Source organism: Mycobacterium sp. URHD0025 (assembly GCF_000426065.1).
In the GTDB taxonomy this organism is placed as follows: domain Bacteria; phylum Actinomycetota; class Actinomycetes; order Mycobacteriales; family Mycobacteriaceae; genus Mycobacterium.
Window position 1 is genome coordinate 784,794 of record NZ_AUEQ01000001.1, and the last position, 21,527, is coordinate 806,320.

Sequence of the window (21,527 nt, forward strand, 5' to 3'; positions counted from 1 at the left end):
GACGCCTTTGCGTCAGGCTGAGGACAAATCTTCCGCGTGATGACGACCCCGCATAACCTACGGCCACGTGACTGTTACCGATCCACGTTCAGTGGCCACTGCTCAGCCGAGTGCGCGCACCGTCGCGTTGGGCAGTGCGGTCGGCACCACGATCGAGTGGTACGACTTCTATCTGTATGCCACCGCCGCGGCCCTGGTCTTCAAACCGCTTTTCTTCCCGAACATCTCGTCGACGGCGGGCACGCTGGCATCGTTCGCGACCTATGCCGCGGGGTTCGGAGCCCGGCCGTTGGGCGCCTTGATATCGGGTCACTACGGAGATCGACTGGGCCGCAAGGCCGTTCTGGTCGCCGCGCTGGTGGGCATGGGCCTGAGCACCTTCGCGATCGGACTGCTGCCGATCTACGCCCAGGTCGGACTGCTCGCCCCCGTATTGCTGGTCGGACTGCGGTTGCTGCAAGGCCTGGCGGTGGGCGCTGAATGGGGCGGTGCGGCTTTGCTTTCGGTGGAGCACGCGCCACCTGGGCGTCGAGGTTTGTTCGGCAGCTTCACCCAACTGGGTTCACCGGCCGGCATGTTGCTGTCGACGGCCATCTTCTACGTGACGAGAACAGTCACCGGTCCTGATGCGTTCCTGGCCTACGGCTGGCGAATTCCGTTCCTGCTCAGTGCCGTTCTGGTCGTCGTGGGCCTCGTCATCCGGCTCAGGCTCACCGATGCCGAGGTGTTCACCGAGATCAGAGACCGTGGTGAGGTGGCGCGGCTGCCCGTTCTGGAGGTGCTGCGCACCCAGCCGCGAAATGTGCTGATCACCACCGGTCTGCGATTCTCGCAGATCGCCCTGTTCGTGTTGCTGACCACGTATTCGTTGACCTACCTGCAGGATTCATCGGGGGCGGGCAGTCAGGTCGGCCTGACGGCGGTTCTCATCGCATCGGCCATCGGTCTGATCAGTACGCCGGCATGGGCAATGGTGTCGGACCGTTACGGCAGGCGGCCTCCGTATCTGTTCGGTGCGGTGGCCGGTGTGCTGGCGCTGGTCCTGTTCTTCGTCGCGGCGGGCACCGGGTCCCACATCGCGATCGTGTTGTCGATCGTGTTCGGGGTCAACATCGCTCACGACGCCATGTACGGACCACAGGCCGCCTGGTTCGGGGAACTTTTCGATACCCGGGTGCGCTACAGCGGTGCTTCGTTGGGCTACCAGATCGGTGCGGTGCTCTCGGGCGGGTTCGCTCCGTTGATCGCGGCGGCGCTGCTGGTCGCGGGCGGTGGCAGCCCGTGGCTGATCGTCGGATACTTCGCGGTGCTGACCGCCATCACTTTCACCGCGGCCTACTTCGCGCGGGAAACGCATCGGGATGAGATCGGGGATGAGCGATGAGCAGGATCTATCTCAACGCCTTCGACATGGCTTGCGTGGGACACCAATCCGCGGGTTTGTGGCGCCATCCCGAGGATCAGGGGTATCGCTACCGCGAACTGGGCTACTGGACGGAATTGGCCCGCACCCTGGAGGCCGGTGGCTTCGACGCGCTGTTCCTCGCCGACGTGCTCGGTGTCTACGACGTCTACGGCGGTTCACGGGATGCGGCGGTGGCCGATGCCGCACAGGTACCCGTCAACGATCCGACCCTGGCGGTGTCGGCCATGGCGGCGGTCACCGAGACCCTGGGATTCGGTGTCACGGTGTCGTTGACCTACGAGCAGCCCTATGCGTTGGCGCGCCGGCTCTCCACGCTGGACCACCTGACCAATGGCCGGGTGGCATGGAACATCGTCACCTCCTATCTCGACAGTGCCGCCCGTAATCTGGGGCTGGGCAACCAGATTCCGCACGACGAGCGCTACGAGATCGCCGAGGAGTATCTCGAGGTCTGCTACAAACTGTGGGAGGCATCGTGGGAACCCGGCGCCGTCGTCCGCGACCGGGAGCGAGGCGTGTTCACCGATCCGGCGAAAGTCCACGACATCGAACACAAGGGCCACTACTTCAGCGTCCCCGGGCCGTTCCTGTGTGAACCGTCCCCGCAACGCACCCCGATGCTGTTTCAGGCCGGTGCTTCGCCGCGGGGAGTCCGGTTCGCCGCGGCTCACGCCGAGGCGGTGTTCGTATCGGGCCCGACGCCCGAGATCGTGGCCAAGCCGGTCAAGGCACTGCGTGCCGCTGCCGCTGATCAAGGACGAGACCCTCGGTCGATCAAGGTGTTCACGATGCTCACGCCGATCGTGGCCGAGACCCACGAGCTGGCCGTCGCCAAGCTGCACGAATACCGGCAGTTCGTCAGCGCGGAGGGCGCACTGGCGCTGTTCGGTGGCTGGACCGGTGTCGATCTGGCCGAACTCGCGGCGGACGAACCTCTGAGGTATGTCCAGACCGAAGCCAATCGTTCTGCCCTGGCATCGTTTACCACGTCCGACCGCAACTGGACGGCGGGCGAACTGGCTCACGAGGTCGGTCTGGGTGGTCGTGGCCCGGTGGTGGTGGGCTCACCGACCGAGGTCGCCGATGAACTCGAGCGTTGGGTCGACGAGGCCGGTGTCGACGGGTTCAACCTGGCCTATGTCACGACGCCGGGCACCTTTGTCGACTTCGCTCGCCATGTCGTGCCCGAGTTACGTCGGCGCGGCAGAGTGCCCGGCCACAGTGAACCGGCCACCCTACGGGAGCGGCTCGGCGGCGCCGGACCGTTACTGGCTCCTGAGCACCCGGGTGCTGCCTTTCGACCGCAGGGCTGGGGCTGAGGGGCGCACGCAGCGTCGCTGCCGGCGCGGGAGTCGGCCTACGATCGCAACTGTGCGTGCTGTGATGTATTCCGAGGTCGGCGTGCTGCCCGCGGTGGTTGACGTGCCCGATCCCGAATGTCCCGACGACGGGGTGGTGGTCGAAGTTGCGGCCACCGGTGTGTGCCGGTCCGACTGGCACGCGTGGCGGGGGCACGACCCGGTGGACTTGCCGATCATTCCTGGGCATGAGTTCGCCGGCACCGTCGTGGCTGTCGGTGCCGCGGTATCTGGCTGGCGAGTGGGCGAGCGGGTGACCGCACCGTTCGTGCTCGGGTGCGGGCACTGCGAGTTCTGCCTGGCCGGTGACGCCCAAGTCTGTCCCGATCAGTTGCAGCCCGGGTTCACCCTGCCCGGCTCATTCGCGCAACAGGTGGCGATACCACGGGCCCAGGCCAACCTTGTGCGCCTACCCGATCCGGTGTCGTTCGTGGCGGCGGCGTCGTTGGGCTGCCGATTCGCCACATCGTTTCGCGCCGTCGTCACCCATGGCGGGGTGCGGCCGGGTCAATGGGTGGCTGTCCATGGCTGCGGCGGAGTTGGGCTATCGGCCGTGATGATCGCGAAAGCGTTCGGTGCCAGGGTCGTTGCGGTCGATGTGAACGACGAGGCACTGGCGACGGCCGCTCGGCTGGGCGCCGATGAGGTTGTCAACGGTGCCGAGATGGCCGATATCGCAACCGAAGTCATGGATCGGACCGGCGGCGGCGCGCACATCGGGGTCGACGCCATCGGACAGCCGTCGGTGGCAGCGGCCTCGGTCGCCTCGCTGTGTCGCCGGGGGCGCCACATTCAAGTGGGTCTTCTGCTCGGTGATGCGGCGCTGACCGCCTTCCCGATGGACCGGGTGATAGCGCAGGAACTTTCGATCCTGGGATCGCATGGCATGCCGGCCGTCGACTATCCCGCGATGCTCGGCCTCCTCGCATCCGGCGCGCTGCAACCGGAGTTGCTGGTGGCCCGGCGGGTGAGCCTCGACGAGGCGGGTGCTGCGATCTCCATCATGGACGCTCCCATCGGACCCGGGATGACGATCATCGAGCCTGCCCACAACGGCTAGCCGTCGATCTGCCCACGATTCCGTTGTGCCACAGCCTGATAGCGGTCACCCAGGCCGTCGAAATCACGTGCCTGCGTGCCGGCGATCGCCTGCTCGGCGGCCAGCGCCGGGCCGATCACCGGCTCGCTACCGCGGGTGTAGATCTCCTTGAGCCCGGCCATGATCGGGCCCGGTACTTCGGCGATGTGCCCGGCCAGCTCCAACGCCCGGCCCAACAGGCGCTCGTGAGCGACCACTTCGGTGACCAGGCCCAGGCGTTCGGCGTGGGCGGCGTCGACGACTTCGCCGGTCATCGACAGCCTGCGTGCCATCGCGGCGCCGACCACGTGGGGGAGTCGCGCTGTCATCCCGCCGCCCGGCAGGATTCCCACCCGCGCGTGGGTGTCGGCGAAGACCGCGTGCTCGGAAGCGATCAGGAAGTCGCAGCCCAGCGCCATCTCCAACCCGCCGGTGAACGTTGCTCCGTTGATCGCCCCGATGATCGGCGTGCGGAGTTCGCCGGTCTTGGTGATGCAGTTGTGGGACTCGAACTCGGCGAAATACTCCATGCCGAGTGTCTGTGCCTCCTTGAGGTCGACACCGGCGCAGAACGCGGGGTCCGACCCGGTGAGCACGATGGCCCGCACTGCCTCGTCGGCATCGGCGGCGTCCAGTGCGCCGTAAAGTTCTTCGATCAACTGACGACCCAGGGCGTTGCGTGACTGCGGGCGGTTCAGCGTGAGCACGCGAACGGCGCCGTGGTCAGCGGTGAGGACGGTCGTCATGGGATCAATCTAGCCTGCCTCAGCGCAGGAAGGTCTCGGCATTGTTGGCCAGGTCCAGCAGCGGTTGAGGCAGGGCGCCGAGAGCGAACGTGATGGCCGCGGTGACGGTGATGACGGCGGTGGTCAGTCCACTGGGCACGACGACCTCGGGTGCGTTCTCGGGTGGTTCGGTGAAGAACATCAGCACGATCACGCGCACATAGAAGTACGCCGCAACGGCACTGGCGACGACGCCGACGATGACGAGCGGGATCGCGCCGCCCTCACCCGCGGCCTTGAACACCGCGAACTTGCTGACGAACCCGCTGGTCAGCGGAATCCCGGCGAACGCCAGCAGGAACAGCGAAAACACCACGCCGACAAGCGGATAGCGCCGGCCCAGCCCGGCCCACTGCGCCATTCCGGTGGCCTCTTCGCCCGTGGCGTCGCGGACCAGGCCGACGACCGCGAACGCGCCGAGCGTGCTGAATCCGTAGGCGAACAGATAGAACAGCGTCGAGGACACCCCGGCGGGATTGGCGGCGATCACACCGGTGAGGAGGAACCCTGAATGTGCCACCGCGGAGTAGGCCAGCATGCGTTTGACATCGGTCTGGGTGACGGCGGTGACGGTGCCGACCACCATGGTGAGGATCGCGATGGCCCACAGGATCGGCCGCCAATCGTCACGCAACTGCGGCAGCGCGACGTAGAAGATGCGCAGCATCGCGCCGAATGCGGCGATCTTGGTGGCCGCCGCCATGAATGCGGTGATCGCGGTGGGCGCTCCCTGGTACACGTCCGGAATCCACGAATGAAATGGCACGGCACCGACTTTGAACAGCACCCCGACCAGCAGCAGAGCGATTCCGATGAGCGCCAGCGGGGTGTTGGGCGCCTTGGTGGCAACGGCATCCGCGATCCCGCTGAGATCCAGTGTGCCCGCATAGCCGTACAGCATCGCCGCGCCGTAGAGGAAGAATGCCGAAGAGAACGCGCCCAGCAGAAAGTATTTCAGCGAGGCTTCCTGCGACAGCAACCGCCGGCGGCGGGCCAGCCCGCACAGCAGATACAGCGGCAGCGAGAGCACTTCCAGCGCGATGAACATGGTCAGCAGATCGCCCGCGGCCGGAAACAGCAGCATGCCGCCGATGGCGAACATGGTCAGCGGGAACACCTCGGTCTGCATCACACCGGCCTTCGTGGCCAGCTGTTCGGCCACGTTGCCCGGTACCGCCGATGCCTGCGGCGTGAAGCCGTCCAGACCGCGGGCTCCGCCGGAAGTTTCTGCCACGGACTGGCGTTCGGCGATGAGCAGGATGCCCAGGATACCGACCAGAGCGATGGTGCCCTGCAGGAACAGCGCCGGGGCATCGAGTACCACCGAGCCCAGTACCGCGGGTCGGCCCGCGGTGCCGTGCAGGTCCCGTGCCAGTAGCACGACTGCCGTCACAGCGGCCACCAAACCACCCAGCGCGAGAATCACCTGCACGCCGTAACGGGCCGGCCGCGGCAGGAAGGCCTCGACCAGGACTCCGGCCACCGCCACCCCGAACACGATCAGCATGGGGGAGAGCAGGCCGTACTCGATGCTCGGCGTCACCATGATCAGCGGCCCCCCTCGGCAATGGTCGGCGGTGCGCTCGGTGCCGGATCGGTCTGTCCGATGGTGGTCAAGGTGTGCTGCACCGCCGGATTGATCACGTCCAGTGCGGGTTTGGGATAAATGCCCAACACCAGCAGCAGCGCGATCAGCGGTGTTACCACCACGAGTTCGCGTGGCACCAAATCAGGTAAGCCGCGCACACCGTCGTCGTCCCCGACCAGCCCGTCGCGGACGGGTCCGGTCATCATCCGCTGATACATCCACAGGATGTACACCGCCGACAGCACCAATGCGGTGGCGGCGAACACCGCGACCACCGGATAGCGCGTGAATGTGCCGATGAGGACCAGGAATTCACTGATGAACGGCGCCAGACCGGGCAAGGACAGCGTAGCCAGGCCGGCCACCAGGAAGGTGCCGGCGAGCACCGGGGCCACCTTCTGCACGCCGCCGTAGGCGTCGATCAGCCGGGAGCCGCGCCGCGACACCAGGAATCCGGCGATCAGGAACAGTGCGGCCGTCGAGATCCCGTGATTGATCATGTACAGCGTCGAACCAGCCTGACCTTGGCTGGTCATCACGAAGATGCCCAGGATGATGAAACCGAAGTGCGATATCGAGGTGTAGGCGATCAAGCGCATCACATCGGTCTGACCGATCGCCAGGACGGCGCCGTAGACGATGCCGATCACCGCCAGCGTGATGACCAGCGGGCGGAAATACGTTGACGCATCGGGGAACAGCGGCAGGCAATAGCGCAGCATACCGAAGGTGCCGACCTTGTCCATGATGGCCATCATCAGCACCGCGCTGGCCGGGGTGGCCTGCACCGCGGCGTCCGGCAGCCAGCGATGGAACGGCCACAGCGGTGCCTTGACCGCGAACGCGAACATGAACCCCAGGAACAGGAAGTTGGCCACCGCCGGGTTGATCACGAACTCACCGGAGGAGACAGCGGCGACGATGGCCCGGAAGTCGAAAGTGCCGGCTGTAAACGCGTCGCTGCTAGCGGTGACGACGTACAGGCCGATCACCGCGGCCAGCATGACCAGACCGCCGAAGAGGTTGTACAGCAGGAACTTCACCGCCGCTTTCGAAGCGTGAGCCCGGTTTCCTCCAAATCCCCCGATCAAGAAGTACATCGGGATCAGCATCGCTTCGAAGAACACGTAGAACAGCAGGATGTCGAGGGCCACCAAGGACATGAACACCATGCCCTCGACGGCCAGCGTCAACGCCAGGTAGGCCTGCACGCCGCGGCCGCCGAGTCCGGTCTGGTGGCTCGCGTCGTGCCAGCCCGCGACGATGAGCAGCGGCAGCAGCACAGCGGTGAGAACCACCAGGGCCAGCGCGATGCCGTCGACCCCGAGGATGTAGCCGGTGCCGAATGACGGGATCCAGCGGTGCGATTCGACGAACTGATACTGCTCGCCCGCCGGATCGAAGCCGACGGCGATCACTGCAGCGACTCCGAGGGCCGCCAACGAAATCGCCAGTGCCAGCCATTTCGCCAGTGTCCGTTGTGCGGCCGGGAGCAGCATCACCACTGCGGCGCCCACTGTCGGGAGGGCCCACAGCGCCGTCAGCCACGGAAATGAGCTCACCACAGTCGCACCGCCAGGATCGCCGCCACCACCAGGGCCGCCCCACCGAGCATGGACAGCGCATAGGACCGGGCGAAGCCGGTTTGCAACTGGCGCAAACCATCCGATGTTCGGCTCACGAGTGCGGCCAACCCACCGGCGGTGCCGTCGACCACCTTGTCGTCGACGACCACCAGGGCCGCGGTCAGGGTCTGTCCCCCTCGCATGAACACCGCCTCGTTGAATGCGTCGCCGTACAGGTCGCGGCGGGCGGCCACGGTCAGGGCCGATCCGCCCGGCACCTCGGCCGGCACGGGTCGCTGTGCATACATGCGGTAGGCGATCGCGATGCCGATTGCGACGACGGCGAGTACCACCACCGTGACCACCCACGCCGGAATCGCATGGTGCGCCTCGTGGGCGCCGACCACCGGCTCGAGCCAGTGCGACAGCGTGCCGCCGATGGCCAGCGCGCCACCGGAGACCACCGAACCGACCGCCAGCAGGATCATGGGCCATGTCATCACGGCCGGTGCCTCGTGCGGATGCGTTTCAGCTGCCCAACGCTTTTCCCCGAAGAACGTCATCAGCATCACGCGTGTCATATAGAACGCGGTGATCCCGGCGCCCAGGACGGCTGCGCTGCCGAGGATCACGCCGCGCACTCCGCCGGCGCCCAGCGCCGCCTCGATGATGCTGTCTTTCGAGAAGAAGCCGGCCAGGGGCGGTACCCCGATGATGGCGAGATAGCCGAGCCCGAAGGTGGCGAACGTGACGGGCAGGACCTTGCGCAACGCGCCGTAGCGGCGCATGTTCACCTCGTCGTTCATCGCGTGCATCACGGACCCGGCTCCGAGGAACAGCCCGGCCTTGAAGAAGCCGTGGGTGAGCAGGTGCATGATCGCGAACGCGTAACCGGCGGGCCCGAGCCCGGCGGCCAGCACCATATAGCCGATCTGCGACATGGTCGACGCGGCAAGCGCCTTCTTGATGTCGTCCTTGGCGCAGCCGATGATCGCACCGAACAGCAGGGTGACCGCGCCGACGATGACGACACCGGTCTGCGCGCCCGGGGCGAGATCGAAGATCGGGCCGGACCGCACGATCAGATAGACGCCGGCGGTGACCATGGTTGCGGCGTGGATCAACGCCGACACCGGGGTCGGGCCCTCCATCGCGTCCCCGAGCCAGGACTGCAACGGCACCTGGGCGGACTTACCGCACGCGCCCAACAGCAGCAGCAGGCCGATCGCGGTGAGCGTCGCCTCGCTCAGTGCCGGTGCGGCGCTGAAGACTCCGGCGAACGAGATGGATCCGACGGTGGCGAACATGATCATCAGCGCGATGGCCAGACCCATGTCACCCACCCGGTTGACGACGAACGCCTTCTTGGCCGCGGCGGCAGCTGAGGGTTTGTGCGACCAGAATCCGATCAGCAGATACGACGCCAGGCCCACGCCTTCCCACCCGGCGTACAGACCGAGGTAGTTGTCCGCGAGGACGAGCAGAAGCATGGCCGCCAAGAACAAATTCAGGTACGCGAAGAACCTTCTCCGGTCAGTGTCGTGCGCCAGATAGCCGATCGAATAGATGTGGATCAGCGACCCGACCCCGGTGATCAGCAGCACGAAACACACCGACAACTGGTCAAGTTGCAGCCCGAAATCCACCTGCAGACCGGCCACCGGAACCCACGAGAACAGGGATTCCCCGACTGCGCGCTGCTCGCCGTCGCGACCCAGCATCTGGATGAACAGCACGGCTCCGACGGCGAAGGCGGCCAGCGCGGTCGCACAACCCAGCAGATGGCCCCACCGGTCGGAGCGTCGGCCGCTCAACAGCAGCACCAGGGCTCCGGCGGCGGGCAGAGCGATCACGAGCCAGATAGGAATCGTCATGTCACCCTTAGTGCTTCAGCAGGCTGGCATCGTCGACCGAGGCCGAACGGCGGGTGCGGAAGATGGTCATGATGATCGCCAGTCCCACCACCACCTCGCAGGCGGCGACCACCATGGTGAAGAACGCCACCACCTGGCCGTCGAGCTGACCGTGCATGCGGGAGAACGCCACGAAGGCCAGGTTCGCGGCGTTGAGCATGAGCTCGACGCACATGAACATCACGATGGCGTTGCGCCGCAACAGCACTCCCGAGGCGCCGATGGTGAACAACAGTGCCGACAGGTAGAGGTAGTTATCTGGATTCATTCACTCGACCTCGCTCCCCGAGTTGCTCATGGTGCGTTGCGGCAGGATGGCACTGACCGACAACGCCGAATCGGAGCCATCGGGCAGCCGAGCCGGGACGTCGACGGCGTTGTGCCGCGCATAGACACCGGGATTGGGGAGCGGGGTCGGATGCCCCCCGGCCTGGAACCGCTCGACCGACAGCTCGCGTTGGGTCTTGCGGTGCTCGAAGCGTTCCCGGTGCGCCAGCACCATCGCGCCCAGGGCGGCGGTGATGAGCAGTGTGCTGGTCAACTCGAACGCCCACAGGTAGCGGGTGAAGATCAGTGCGGCCAGGCCTTCCACATTGCCGCCGCTGTTGGCCTGGGTCAGACCGGTGAACCCGTGCACCGATACGCTTCCGATCCCGGCGATCAGCAGGATGCCGAACCCGGTTCCCGCGGCCAGGGCGGCTAGACGTTGTCCCCGTAGCGTTTCGGTGAACGATTCGGACAGGTCGACACCGATCAGCATCAGCACGAACAGGAACAGCATCATCACGGCGCCGGTGTAGACCACCACCTGCACCACGCCGAGGAACAGTGCGTCCTGGGCGATGTAGAGCACCGCAAGCGCGATCATGGTGCAGGCCAGAAACACCGCGGAGTACACCGCTTTCGGTGCGGCCACCACCCCGATGGCGCCGAGCACCGCGACGGTCCCGAGTATCCAGAACATCGCGGCTTCTGGTGTGGACGTATGGGTGCCGCCGACCTCGGCGAGCAGTATGACGCCGGGACTCACGGGACGTCCTGGGTGAGCGGGTTGACCCGGCCGAGGTAGTAGTCGTCGTCGGTGCTGCCGGGCGCCATGTCATGCGGGGGCGCCTGCATGCCGGGTTGCAGTGGGGCGAGCAGTTTGTCCTTGCCCCAGATCAGATCCGCCCGGTTGTCGTCGGCCATCTCGTACTCGTTGGTCATGGTCAGGGCGCGGGTCGGGCAGGCCTCGATGCACAATCCGCAGCCGATGCAGCGCAGGTAGTTGATCTGGTAGACCCTGCCGTAGCGCTCACCCGGGGAGAAGCGTTCTGCCTCGGTGTTGTCGGCCCCCTCGACGAAGATGGCGTCGGCGGGGCAGGCCCAGGCGCACAGTTCGCATCCGATGCACTTCTCCAGGCCGTCGGGGTACCGGTTGAGTTGGTGCCGGCCGTGATAGCGCGGTGCGACGGGCCCCGGCTTCTCCGGATATTGCTCGGTGAGTGTCTTTTTGAACATCGAGCTGAAGGTGACCCCGAATCCTGCCAGGGCGTCGAGAAACTTGGGCATCTTAGACATCGAGAGCCTCCTTGCTGACGTGCGGCAGCGGCGGCACCGGATAGGCGCCGACACTTTGCTCGGGGTTCGGCTGAATGATTCTGCCGCGCAGGGCTTTCCACAGGGCGACGGCCAGTACGGCCACGACCACGACCGCGGTGGTCACCAGCCCGGTCGCCCAGTTGTGATAACCGTGCTCGCGCAAGCTGTGGGTGACGGCGACGACCATGATCCACACCAGCGACACGGGGATCAGCACCTTCCAGCCCAACGCCATGAACTGGTCGTAGCGGAGCCGGGGGAGGGTGGCCCGTAGCCAGAAGTACATGAACATGAACGTCCACACCTTGGCGGTGAACCACAGCAGCGGCCACCAGCCGCTGTTGGCGCCGTCGATCAGGTTGAACGGGAACGGCGCGTGCCAGCCGCCGAGGAACATGGTGGTGGCCAGGGCGGAGACGGTGGTCATGTTGACGTACTCGGCGAGCATGAACATCGCGAACTTCAGCGATGAGTACTCGGTGTGGAATCCTCCGACCAACTCGCCTTCGGCCTCGGGCAGATCGAAAGGCGCCCGGTTGGTTTCACCCACCATCGAGGTCACGTACACCAAGAATGACGGCACGAGCAGAAAGACGAACCAGGTGCCGTCCTGGGCGGCGACGATGCCGGAGGTGGACATGGTGCCGGCGTAGAGGAACACGGCGACGAACGACAACCCCATCGCGACCTCGTAGGAGATCACCTGGGCGCTGGAGCGCAGGCCGCCCAGCAGCGGGTAGGTGGATCCGGACGCCCAGCCGGCCAATACGATGCCGTACACCCCGATCGAGGTGACGGCGAGGATGTAGAGCACGGCCACGGGCAGGTCGGTCAATTGCAGTGCGGTGCGGTGACCGAACACCGAGACCTCGCCGCCCATCGGGATCACCGCGAACGCCATGAACGCCGGGATCACCGAGATGATGGGCGCCAGAAGGTAGATGGGCTTGTCTATGCCCGCCGGGGTGAGGCCTTCCTTGAGCGCGAGCTTCACGCCGTCGGCCAACGACTGCAGCAGTCCCCACGGGCCCACCCGGTTGGGGCCGGGCCGCATCTGCATGCGGCCCAGCACTTTACGTTCGATCAAAATCGCCGTGAGGACGGTCAACAGCAGGAAGACGAACACCCCGAGCGCCTTGGCCAGGATCAGCCACCACGGGTCATGGCCGAAGAGGGTGGGATCGGGGTACGTCATGAGTCGGCCCGCCCGATCGAAACCAGGGCACCGGCGGTCACCCCGAGCTGACGATGGATCGCCGACCCCGGCGAATTGGCGGGCAGCCACACCACGCGGTCGGGCATCTCGGTGACCGCCAGCGGCAAGGTGATCGATCCGCGCTCGGTGCTCACGGTTACCGGATCTCCGGCTGCCGCATCGAGTTCGGCCGCTGTGGCCGGAGACAGGCGTACCACGGGGCTGACGGCGGTCCCGGCCAGGTACGGTTCGCCGTCTTGCAGACGCCCGGCGTCCAGCAGCAGGCGCCAGCTGGCCAGCACGGCCTGGCCGGCACCCGGGACGGCCGGCGGTGCGGGCGCCGTCGATGGGGCGGCGGTGCGGGGACCCGTCCAGGCGCCGAGCCGGGCCAGTTCGTTGTCGGCGGCGTCGGGTCCGGACAGGCCGAGGTCGATGCCGATCTCGTCGGCCAGGTAGTGCAGCACGCGCAGATCCGGGATGGCGTTGGTGTGCAATGCCGGTGTGAACGGGCGAATCCGGCCCTCCCAGTTGAGGTATGCGCCGGCCTTTTCCACCACCGGTGCCACCGGGAAGACCACGTCGGCCAGTTCGGTGACCTCGCTCTCGCGCAGTTCGAGGCTGACCACGAAGGGAGTGGACCGTAGCGCGGTCAGTGCCAGGGCCGGATCGGGCAGGTCGGTCACCTCGACACCGCCGACGATCAGGGCCGACAGCGTTCCGTCGGCGGCCGCGCCCAGGATGGCGCTGGTGTCGCGGCCGGTGACACGGGGCAGGTCGGCCGTATTCCATACCGCGGCGGTCTGGGCCCGGGCATCGGCGTCCGCGGCGGGACGCCCGCCGGGAAGCAGGTTCGGCAGGGCACCGGCCTCCAGTGCGCCGCGTTCGCCGGCCCGGCGGGGTATCCAGGCCAGGCGGGCGCCGGTGGCCGAGGCGAGCCGCAGCGCGGCCGACAGCGCACCGGGTGAGGTGGCCAGGCGTTCACCGACCAGGATCGCCGCGCCCGGGCGCCGCAGCCGGTCATCGGTTTCGAGTGCTTCCAGTGCGGCGGCTTCGGCGCCCGGCACGGTCGGGATCAATGTGCCTGCCATCTTGGTCAAGCCGCGGCTGGCAAAAGGCGCCACCGCGAGCACCTGCAGGCCGTTCTTGCGGGCAGCTTTGCGCAGCCGGAGGAAGACGATCGGCGATTCCTCTTCCGGTTCCAGCCCGGCGAGCAGCACGGTCGGGGCGTTTTCCAGTTCGGCGTACCGCAATGTCATGGGTTGCCCGGCGATACGTGCCGCGAGGAAATCTGCCTCCTCGCCGGAGTGGGGCCGGGCGCGAAAGTCGATATCGTTGGTGCCCAGCACCATTCGAGCGAACTTCGAGTAGGCGTAAGCATCCTGCACGGTACAGCGCCCACCCACCAGCACGCCGGTGTCCGCGCCGGCTGCCAACAGGCCGGCCCCGGCCACCGTCAGCGCCTCCGACCACGACGCCGGACGCAATGCACCGTCTTCACGGAGCAACGGAGTGGTGATGCGGTCACCGACCGTCGCATAGGCGAACGCCCACCGGCCCTTGTCGCAGTTCCACTCCTCGTTGACCTCGGGGTCGTCGCCGGCCAAGCGGCGCAGCACCTTTCCGCGCCTGTGGTCGGTGCGCTGGGCACAGCCCGACGCGCAGTGTTCACAGACGCTGGGGCTGGAGACGAGGTCGAAGGGCCGGGCCCGGAACCGGTACGCCGTTCCGGTGAGGGCACCCACCGGGCAGATCTGCACCGTGTTGCCGGAGAAGTAGGACTGGAACGGTTCGCCGGGAGCGATGCCCACCTGTTGGAGCGCACCGCGTTCCAGCAGCTCGATGAACGGATCACCCGCGATCTGTGCGGAGAAGCGGGTGCAGCGCGCACACAGGACGCAGCGCTCGCGGTCCAGCAGCACCTGTGACGAGATGTTGATCGGCTTCGGGAAGGTTCGCTTGACATCCTCGAACCGGGTTTCCGGGCGCCCGTTGGACATCGCCTGATTCTGGAGCGGGCATTCGCCGCCCTTGTCACAGATCGGGCAGTCCAGCGGATGGTTGATCAGCAGCAACTCCATGACGCCGCGCTGCGCCTTGTCGGCTGCCTCGGAGCTGAACTGCGTGCGCACCACCATGTCCGGCATGACCGTGGTCGTGCACGAGGCCATCGGCTTACGCTGGCCTTCGACCTCGACCAGGCACTGCCGGCAGGCTCCGACCGGATCGAGCAGCGGATGGTCGCAGAACCGCGGGATCTGCACGCCCATCAGTTCGGCGGCGCGGATCACCAAGGTGCCCTTGGGAACACTGATCTGCTCATCGTCGATGGTCAGCGACACCATCTCCACCGGCGGGGTGTCCTTGGTCGGCTCGGCCAGCGTCATGCACGGCCCCCTTTCCTTGCGCGAGCAGACGCAAAACTGCCCATTTCAGCCGGGAGAAGGGCAGTTCTATGTCTGCTCGCGGTGAGAAACATCTACGCACCCGCCCCTTCGGTCGCCATCAATGTCGAGGCATGCGGGTCGAACGGGCAGCCGCCGTCGAGGTGTGCCACGTACTCGTCCCGGAAATACTTGATCGAGGACACGATGGGGCTGGCCGCCCCGTCGCCCAACGCGCAGAACGACTTTCCGAAGATGTTGTCGGCGATGTCGAGCAGCTTGTCGATGTCGGCCTGCGTGCCGCTACCGGTTTCCAGCCGGGCGTAGATCTGGGCCAGCCAGTAGGTGCCCTCCCGGCACGGGGTGCATTTGCCGCAGGACTCGTGCGCGTAGAACTCGGTCCAGCGCCGCACCGCCCGCACCACACAGGTGGTCTCATCGAAGATCTGCAGTGCCTTGGTGCCCAGCATCGACCCGACGGAAGCCATGCCCTCGTAGTCCAGCGGTACATCGATGTGTTCGGCCGTGAGCAGCGGAGTCGACGAACCGCCCGGCGTCCAGAACTTCAGGGTGTGTCCACCGCGGACACCGCCGGCATAGTCGAGCAGTTCACGCAACGTGATGCCCAGCGGTGCCTCGTACTGTCCGGGCCTCGTGACGTGACCCGACAGCGAATACAGCGTGAAGCCGGGAGATTTCTCCGACCCCATCGACCTGAACCAGTCCACTCCCTTGACCAGGATCGGCGGGACACTGGCGATGGACTCGACGTTGTTGACCACCGTCGGGCAGGCGTACAGGCCGGCGACGGCGGGAAACGGTGGGCGCAAACGGGGTTGGCCGCGCCGGCCCTCCAGGGAGTCCAGCAGTGCGGTCTCCTCGCCGCAGATGTAGGCACCCGCCCCGGCGTGCACGGTCAACTCCAGATCGAACCCCGAACCCAGGATGTCGGTGCCCAGATAGCCCGCCGCATAGGCTTCGGCGACAGCGGCCTGCAGACGCCGCAACACCGGCACCACCTCACCGCGGACGTAGATGAACGCGTGGCGCGCCCGGATCGCGTAGGCCGCGATGATCACCCCCTCGACCAGGAAGTGCGGCGTGGTCAGCAGGAGCGGAATGTCCTTGCAGGTACCGGGTTCCGATTCATCGGCGTTGACCACGAGATAGTGCGGCTTGGCCCCGGCGCCGTCGTCGCCCTGTGGGATGAACGACCACTTGGTCCCGGTCGGGAAACCGGCGCCGCCGCGTCCGCGCAGTCCGGAATCCTTCACCAGCGCGATGACGTCGTCGGGCCCCATCTCCAGGGCCCGCTGCAACCCGCGGTACCCGTCGTGGCGGCGGTAGGTGTCCAGCGTCCACGGTTCCGGTTCGTCCCAGAACCGGCTCAGGACCGGTGTCAGCGGCGTCATGCGATCGGACCTGCCGTCTCGGGAGTGGACATTCCGCGATCGCGGGCCTCGCGCAAACCGGCCAGGGTGGCAGCTCCGGGCGCGCCGCCGGGGGAGTGCGGATCGGTCAGGCCGGCTAAGGTGCGCGCCGTTTCCCGGAACGTGCACAGTGGGGCACCCCGGGTCGGGACCGGGGGTGTCCCACTGCGGAGTCCGTCGACCAGATCCCGTGCCGACGAGGGAGTCTGGTTGTCGTAGAACTCCCAGTTGACCATCAGCACGGGCGCGTAATCACACGCCGCGTTGCACTCGATGTGCTCCAGGGTGACTCTGGCCTCACCATCAGCGGCGTCGGTGGTTTCCCCGGCGTGGATACCCAGGTGGTCCTGCAGCGCGTCCAGGATCGCGTCGCCGCCCATGATCGCGCACAACGTGTTGGTACACACACCGACCAGGTAATCGCCGGTCGGGGTGCGGCGGTACATCGAGTAGAACGTCGCCACGGCGGTGACCTCGGCGTCGGTCAGGCCCAATAACGCAGCGCAGAAACCGATTCCGGCAGGGGTGAGGCACCCGTCCTCGGCCTGCACCAGATGCAGCAGGGGCAGCAGGGCCGAGCGGGCGTCGGGATAGCGGGCGGTGATCTGCTCGGCGTCTGCGGCGAGCCGGGCCGTCACCTCCTCCGGATACACCGCGGGCCCGTTGATCGGCGGGCCCGCTTCATCGGGGCGCTGCCCCAGTTCCAGGAACACTTCACTCACCTATCAACACCCCCCATGACCGGATCAATCGACGCCACCGCGGCAATCGCATCGGCCACCATGCCGCCCTCACACATCGCCGCCACCGCTTGCAGATTCGTGAACGAGGGGTCGCGGTAATGCACGCGGTAGGGCCGGGTGCCACCGTCGGACACCATGTGGACCCCCAGCTCGCCGCGTGGGGACTCCACCGCGACGTACACCTGACCGGCCGGTACGCGGATGCCCTCGGTGACGAGTTTGAAGTGGTGGATCAGGCCCTCCATGGAGTGGCCCATGATCTTGGCGATGTGCTCGGGGGAGTTGCCCAACCCGTCCGGGCCGAGCGTGAGATCGGCGGGCCAGGCCAGCTTCTTGTCGCTGATCATCACCGGACCCGGCCCGAGTCTCTCAAGTCGGTCGACACACTGCTCGACGATCTTGAGCGACTCCCGCATCTCCTTGACCCGGATGATGTACCGGCCGTAGGAGTCGCAGCGGTCATCGGTGATGACGTCGAATTCGTAGTCCTCGTAACCACAGTACGGTTGGGTGCGGCGCAGATCGTGAGGCAGGCCGGTGGAGCGCAACACCGGTCCGGTGATCCCCAGCGCGATACATCCGGTGAGGTCCAGATACCCGACACCGACCGTCCGAGCCTTCCAGATGTAGTTCTCGTTGAGCAGGTCCTCCAAGTCCTGCAAGCGATTCGGCAGCAGGTCCAGCAGCGCGCGCACCTGACTCACCGCATCGTCGGGCAGGTCGGCGGCCAGGCCGCCCGGCCGGATGTAGGCATGGTTCATCCGCAGGCCGGTGATCGACTCGAAGACCCGCAGGATCTCTTCGCGTTCCCGGAACCCGTAGAACATGGCCGACATTGCGCCCAACTCCATCCCACCGGTGGCCAGCGCCACCAGATGCGAGGAGATCCGGTTGAGTTCCATGAGCATCACCCGGATCACGCTTGCGCGCGCCGGAATGTCGTCGGTGACACCCAGCAGCTTCTCCACACCCAGGCAGTACGCCGTTTCGTTGAAGAACGGCGCCAGGTAGTCCATCCGGGTGACGAATGTGACGCCCTGCGTCCAGTTGCGGTATTCGAGGTTCTTCTCGATGCCGGTGTGCAGATAGCCGATGCCGCAACGGGCTTCGGTGATGATCTCGCCCTCGATCTCCAGGATCAGCCTCAGCACGCCGTGGGTCGACGGATGTTGCGGGCCCATGTTGACCACGATGCGTTCGCCGGCGTGCTCACGAGCGGCGGAGACCACGTCGTCCCAGTCCTGCCCGCCGACCACCACGACAGGGGATTCGGTGCTCATCAGTTGTACGACCTCCGCTGATCGGGTGGCGGAATCTGCGCGCCGTGGTATTCGACCGGAATACCGCCCAGCGGATAGTCCTTGCGCTGGGGATGGCCGACCCAGTCGTCGGGCATCTCGATGCGGGTCAGTGCCGGATGTCCGTCGAACACGATGCCGAAGAAGTCGTAGGTCTCACGCTCGTGCCAGTCGGTGGTCGGATAGACCGCGAAAAGCGACGGAATGTGCGGATCGGCGTCGGGCGCCGCGACTTCCAACCGGATCCTGCGGTTGTGGGTTATCGACATCAACGGGTAGACCGCATGTAGTTCGCGGTCGGTGTCGTCGGGATAGTGCACTCCGCTCACACCCAGACACAGCTCGAACCGCAACTGCGGGTCGTCGCGCAACACGCTGGCCACAGCAGGCAGTTGCACCGGGCTGACCTCGAGCGTCAACTCGTCCCGATGAACCACCACGCGTTCGATCGACACGGCATAGCGCTCCTCACCGAGGATTTCGGCGAGCCGGTCGACGACCGCGTCGAAGTACTGGCCGTAGGGCCGCGGGGAGCTTCCGGGCAATGCCACCGAACGCACCAGCCGGCCATATCCCGACGTGTCGCCGGTGCCGGCGGCGCCGAACATGCCGCGGCGCGTCCCGATCACCTCGGGACCTTGACCGGTGGCCTGGCCGGTGCCTTCGCCGCTTCCGTCGGCCGTGCTCACCGCAGCAGCCCCTTGAGCTCGATGGTGGGTGTGACGGCCAGCGCCGCTTTTTCGGCTTCCCGGATGGCCTCCTCGCGGTTCACTCCGAGCGGCATCTGCTGAATCTTGTCGTGCAGCTTCAGGATTGCGTGCAGCAGCATCTCGGGTCGTGGTGGGCAGCCGGGCAAGTAGATGTCGACGGGCACCACATGATCGACGCCCTGCACCACCGCATAGTTGTTGAACATGCCGCCCGACGAGGCGCAAACCCCCATGGCCAACACCCATTTCGGCTCTGCCATCTGGTCGTAGATCTGCCGGAGCACCGGCGCCATCTTCTGGCTCACCCGGCCCGCCACGATCATCAGATCGGCCTGCCGCGGGGTCGCGGAGAAGCGTTCCATCCCGAACCGGGCGATGTCGAAACGCGGACCGGCGGTCGACATCATCTCGATTGCGCAGCAGGCCAGGCCGAACGTGGCAGGCCACAACGACCCCTTGCGCACGTAACCTGCGACGGCTTCCACCGTCGACAGCAGGATTCCTCCCGGCAGACGTTCCTCTAGTCCCAATTCAGGCCCCCTCGCCGCCAGACATAGGCGTATGCCACGAACACCGTGAGCATGAACAGCAACATCTCCACCAGCGCGAACAACCCGAGGTTGTCGAAGGCCACCGCCCACGGATAGAGGAAGACGATCTCGATGTCGAACACGATGAACAACATCGCCGTCAGGTAGTACCGGATGGGCATGCGCTGGCCGGTCACCCCGGCCGCGCCGGGCTGCATCGGCTCGATGCCGCACTCGTAGGCCTCGAATTTGGACCGGTTGTAGCGGCGCGGGCCGATGACGAGCGCGATCCCCACGGAGACCACCGCGAACGCCGCCGCGATCACTCCGAGAACCAGGATGGGCGTGTACAGATTCATGCCACTTATCGCTCCCTCGGTGGGCTGTCGATGTGAGCTAACCCACAGCCTAGCGAGGTTTGCGGCCTGTGCCACGCATTTTGGTTAGTATCGTTTCATATCGGGGCAGCGTGTCGCTGCGGCCACATCCATGCCGCGAACAATCAACGGCAGCATGGCAATTCGAAAAAAAGTTACCGGGCCGGGCTGCGCAGCAGGGACACCACCGCGTCGCCCAACCGGATCGGGTCGATCGGGTGCGGCACGGCCGCCTCGGCCTGTGACCAGCTAGCCAGCCAGGCATCGTCCGGCCGCCCGGTGAGCACCAGGACGGGTGGGCAATTCGTGATCTCGTCTTTGAGCTGTTTGGCCACGCCCATGCCCCCGGCCGGGGTTGCTTCCCCATCGAGGATGGCCAGGTCGATACCCCCGGCATCCATCCGCGAGATCACCGTCGGTGCGGTGGCGACCTCCACATAGTCCAGCTCCGGAAGTTCCGGGTGCACCCGTTTGCCCAGTGCGAGACGTACCTGTTCGCGGGTGCGCGGATTGTCGCTGTACACCAGGATGCGCAGCGGCGCGGGGCCGGCCATGGTGCCGATGCTACTGCGCCGCGCGCCGTCGGCCGGACAACTCAACGAATTCTGTTGCGCCGCATCATTCTCGGGTGAACACAAGTTCACCGGACAGCACCGTTTTCGGCCCCACCATCCCGAGCAGGTCGCCCGACACTCCGAAATCGTCTCGTTGGACCTCGAACTGACCCGTCAGCCGCAAGGTGTTGTCGCCGACGGCCTGCACATCGACCGGTATCTCGACGGATTTCGACACGCCCCGCACCGTCAGGACCGCCGTCAACCTCGTGGCGCCCGCTTCGGACGGAACGACACCGGTCACCTGCAAAGTGATATCGGGGTGCGCATCGACGTCGAAGAAATCAGGGGACCGCAGATGATTGTCCCGCTTGGCGATCCCGGTCTGCACGGACGCCGCCGCGATCACCACCTGCCCGTTGATCCCGGCGCCGGCGGAGCCTTCACCGGTGAACTCGGTGAACCGTCCCGTGACGGTTGCCAGGCCCCACAGCGTCTTGTTCCGGAACACCACCTGGGACCGATCCGGGACCAGTGTCCAGTTTCCGGCGCTCTCGGTCAGGATGTCGCTGATCGTTGCCATGCCACCTCCAATGTCGTCGGCCAGGTTCAGGTGAACGGTTCAGGTGAACAAGGGCGCGATGCCTTTCGGATCGAAGTACTCATCGACGCGGTGGATGAGACCGTCCGTACCCACTTTGATCACGATGCACACGCGCAGTGCGATCACCGCGCCGTCACGCCCGCTGGCGTGGAGGACGTGCTGCTGGACGAATCCGCCATCGAAGAACTGCCGATCCAGTACCTCGTAGCGGCGGGCGGAGGTCACCCCGATGAACCAGTCGATGACCTTCAGCGCGCGGGTCCGGTCGTTGTCCTTGGCATCGCCGGCGTGCCAAACGGCGACGTCATCTGCCCATAGTCGAGCGACACCGGCCCTGTCGCCGCGCTCGATCGCGCCGAACAGTCGGTGCGCGACGTCCTCGACGCCTCGGACCTCGGCAAGGGACATCAT

General features: G+C 66.3%; 21 protein-coding genes. 3 read left to right on the forward strand and 18 right to left on the reverse strand.

Annotated features, from left to right (window positions below; translation table 11 throughout):
* The first annotated feature begins 91 nt into the window (after positions 1 to 91).
* Genes H977_RS0103755 through H977_RS0103765 form a run of 3 tightly spaced genes read left to right on the forward strand, consistent with a single transcriptional unit; the run spans position 92 to position 3,844 of the window.
* The gene (locus H977_RS0103755; protein ID WP_196808166.1) at positions 92 to 1,384 is read left to right on the forward strand and encodes an MFS transporter; all 1,293 of its coding nucleotides are present in this window, start codon (positions 92 to 94) and stop codon (positions 1,382 to 1,384) included.
* Positions 1,381 to 2,745 carry an LLM class flavin-dependent oxidoreductase gene (locus H977_RS0103760; protein ID WP_029106602.1) on the forward strand — a complete coding sequence of 455 codons (1,365 nt, stop codon included), beginning with the start codon at positions 1,381 to 1,383 and terminating at the stop codon, positions 2,743 to 2,745. The genes H977_RS0103755 and H977_RS0103760 overlap by 4 nt, the downstream gene beginning before the upstream one ends.
* Positions 2,746 to 2,797: 52 nt before the next feature.
* Positions 2,798 to 3,844 (forward strand): zinc-dependent alcohol dehydrogenase family protein, encoded by a 1,047-nt coding sequence (locus tag H977_RS0103765; RefSeq protein WP_029106603.1) that lies wholly within the window; start codon positions 2,798 to 2,800, stop codon positions 3,842 to 3,844.
* Here H977_RS0103765 and H977_RS0103770 read toward each other — a convergent pair.
* The 18 genes from H977_RS0103770 to H977_RS0103855 form a co-directional block, all read right to left on the reverse strand.
* The gene (locus tag H977_RS0103770; protein ID WP_029106604.1) at positions 3,841 to 4,608 is read right to left on the reverse strand and encodes an enoyl-CoA hydratase; all 768 of its coding nucleotides are present in this window, start codon (positions 4,606 to 4,608) and stop codon (positions 3,841 to 3,843) included. The genes H977_RS0103765 and H977_RS0103770 overlap by 4 nt on opposite strands.
* 19 nt (positions 4,609 to 4,627) lie before the next feature.
* Positions 4,628 to 6,193, reverse strand: a complete 1,566-nt coding sequence (gene nuoN / locus H977_RS0103775) for an NADH-quinone oxidoreductase subunit NuoN (RefSeq protein ID WP_029106605.1) — start codon at positions 6,191 to 6,193, stop codon at positions 4,628 to 4,630.
* 2 nt (positions 6,194 to 6,195) lie between these two features.
* Positions 6,196 to 7,800 (reverse strand): NADH-quinone oxidoreductase subunit M, encoded by a 1,605-nt coding sequence (locus tag H977_RS0103780; RefSeq protein ID WP_029106606.1) that lies wholly within the window; start codon positions 7,798 to 7,800, stop codon positions 6,196 to 6,198.
* Positions 7,794 to 9,674: an NADH-quinone oxidoreductase subunit L gene (gene nuoL / locus H977_RS0103785; protein ID WP_029106607.1), complete on the reverse strand. Its 1,881-nt coding sequence runs from the start codon at positions 9,672 to 9,674 to the stop codon at positions 7,794 to 7,796. The genes H977_RS0103780 and nuoL overlap by 7 nt, the downstream gene beginning before the upstream one ends.
* Before the next feature lie 7 nt (positions 9,675 to 9,681).
* A complete protein-coding gene (gene nuoK / locus H977_RS0103790; RefSeq protein ID WP_029106608.1) occupies positions 9,682 to 9,981 on the reverse strand; it encodes an NADH-quinone oxidoreductase subunit NuoK in 300 nt (99 codons plus the stop codon).
* Positions 9,982 to 10,728 carry an NADH-quinone oxidoreductase subunit J gene (locus H977_RS0103795; RefSeq protein WP_051288669.1) on the reverse strand — a complete coding sequence of 249 codons (747 nt, stop codon included), beginning with the start codon at positions 10,726 to 10,728 and terminating at the stop codon, positions 9,982 to 9,984.
* An 11-nt stretch (positions 10,729 to 10,739) separates the two neighbouring features.
* Positions 10,740 to 11,264: an NADH-quinone oxidoreductase subunit NuoI gene (gene nuoI, locus H977_RS0103800; RefSeq protein ID WP_029106610.1), complete on the reverse strand. Its 525-nt coding sequence runs from the start codon at positions 11,262 to 11,264 to the stop codon at positions 10,740 to 10,742.
* 1 nt (position 11,265) lies between these two features.
* Positions 11,266 to 12,489: an NADH-quinone oxidoreductase subunit NuoH gene (gene nuoH / locus H977_RS0103805; RefSeq protein WP_029106611.1), complete on the reverse strand. Its 1,224-nt coding sequence runs from the start codon at positions 12,487 to 12,489 to the stop codon at positions 11,266 to 11,268.
* A complete protein-coding gene (locus H977_RS0103810) occupies positions 12,486 to 14,873 on the reverse strand; it encodes an NADH-quinone oxidoreductase subunit G (protein WP_029106612.1) in 2,388 nt (795 codons plus the stop codon). Before H977_RS0103810 ends, nuoH begins: the two co-directional genes overlap by 4 nt.
* Before the next feature lie 92 nt (positions 14,874 to 14,965).
* Positions 14,966 to 16,282, reverse strand: coding sequence for an NADH-quinone oxidoreductase subunit NuoF (gene nuoF / locus H977_RS0103815; protein WP_029106613.1), 1,317 nt, complete (start codon positions 16,280 to 16,282; stop codon positions 14,966 to 14,968).
* The gene (gene nuoE / locus H977_RS0103820) at positions 16,279 to 17,022 is read right to left on the reverse strand and encodes an NADH-quinone oxidoreductase subunit NuoE (protein ID WP_029106614.1); all 744 of its coding nucleotides are present in this window, start codon (positions 17,020 to 17,022) and stop codon (positions 16,279 to 16,281) included. Before nuoE ends, nuoF begins: the two co-directional genes overlap by 4 nt.
* The gene (gene nuoD / locus H977_RS0103825; protein ID WP_029106615.1) at positions 17,019 to 18,323 is read right to left on the reverse strand and encodes an NADH dehydrogenase (quinone) subunit D; all 1,305 of its coding nucleotides are present in this window, start codon (positions 18,321 to 18,323) and stop codon (positions 17,019 to 17,021) included. Before nuoD ends, nuoE begins: the two co-directional genes overlap by 4 nt.
* Positions 18,323 to 19,030: an NADH-quinone oxidoreductase subunit C gene (locus H977_RS0103830; RefSeq protein WP_029106616.1), complete on the reverse strand. Its 708-nt coding sequence runs from the start codon at positions 19,028 to 19,030 to the stop codon at positions 18,323 to 18,325. The genes nuoD and H977_RS0103830 overlap by 1 nt, the downstream gene beginning before the upstream one ends.
* A complete protein-coding gene (locus tag H977_RS0103835; RefSeq protein ID WP_029106617.1) occupies positions 19,027 to 19,581 on the reverse strand; it encodes a NuoB/complex I 20 kDa subunit family protein in 555 nt (184 codons plus the stop codon). Before H977_RS0103835 ends, H977_RS0103830 begins: the two co-directional genes overlap by 4 nt.
* Positions 19,572 to 19,940, reverse strand: a complete 369-nt coding sequence (locus H977_RS0103840; RefSeq protein WP_029106618.1) for an NADH-quinone oxidoreductase subunit A — start codon at positions 19,938 to 19,940, stop codon at positions 19,572 to 19,574. The genes H977_RS0103835 and H977_RS0103840 overlap by 10 nt, the downstream gene beginning before the upstream one ends.
* 173 nt (positions 19,941 to 20,113) lie before the next feature.
* Complete coding sequence (locus tag H977_RS0103845) at positions 20,114 to 20,512, reverse strand: Rv3143 family two-component system response regulator (protein ID WP_029106619.1); 399 nt, start codon at positions 20,510 to 20,512, stop codon at positions 20,114 to 20,116.
* Between the two features lie 64 nt (positions 20,513 to 20,576).
* Positions 20,577 to 21,095: a YceI family protein gene (locus H977_RS0103850; RefSeq protein WP_029106620.1), complete on the reverse strand. Its 519-nt coding sequence runs from the start codon at positions 21,093 to 21,095 to the stop codon at positions 20,577 to 20,579.
* Between the two features lie 39 nt (positions 21,096 to 21,134).
* Complete coding sequence (locus tag H977_RS0103855) at positions 21,135 to 21,524, reverse strand: nuclear transport factor 2 family protein (RefSeq protein ID WP_029106621.1); 390 nt, start codon at positions 21,522 to 21,524, stop codon at positions 21,135 to 21,137.
* Between the last annotated feature and the right edge of the window lie 3 nt (positions 21,525 to 21,527).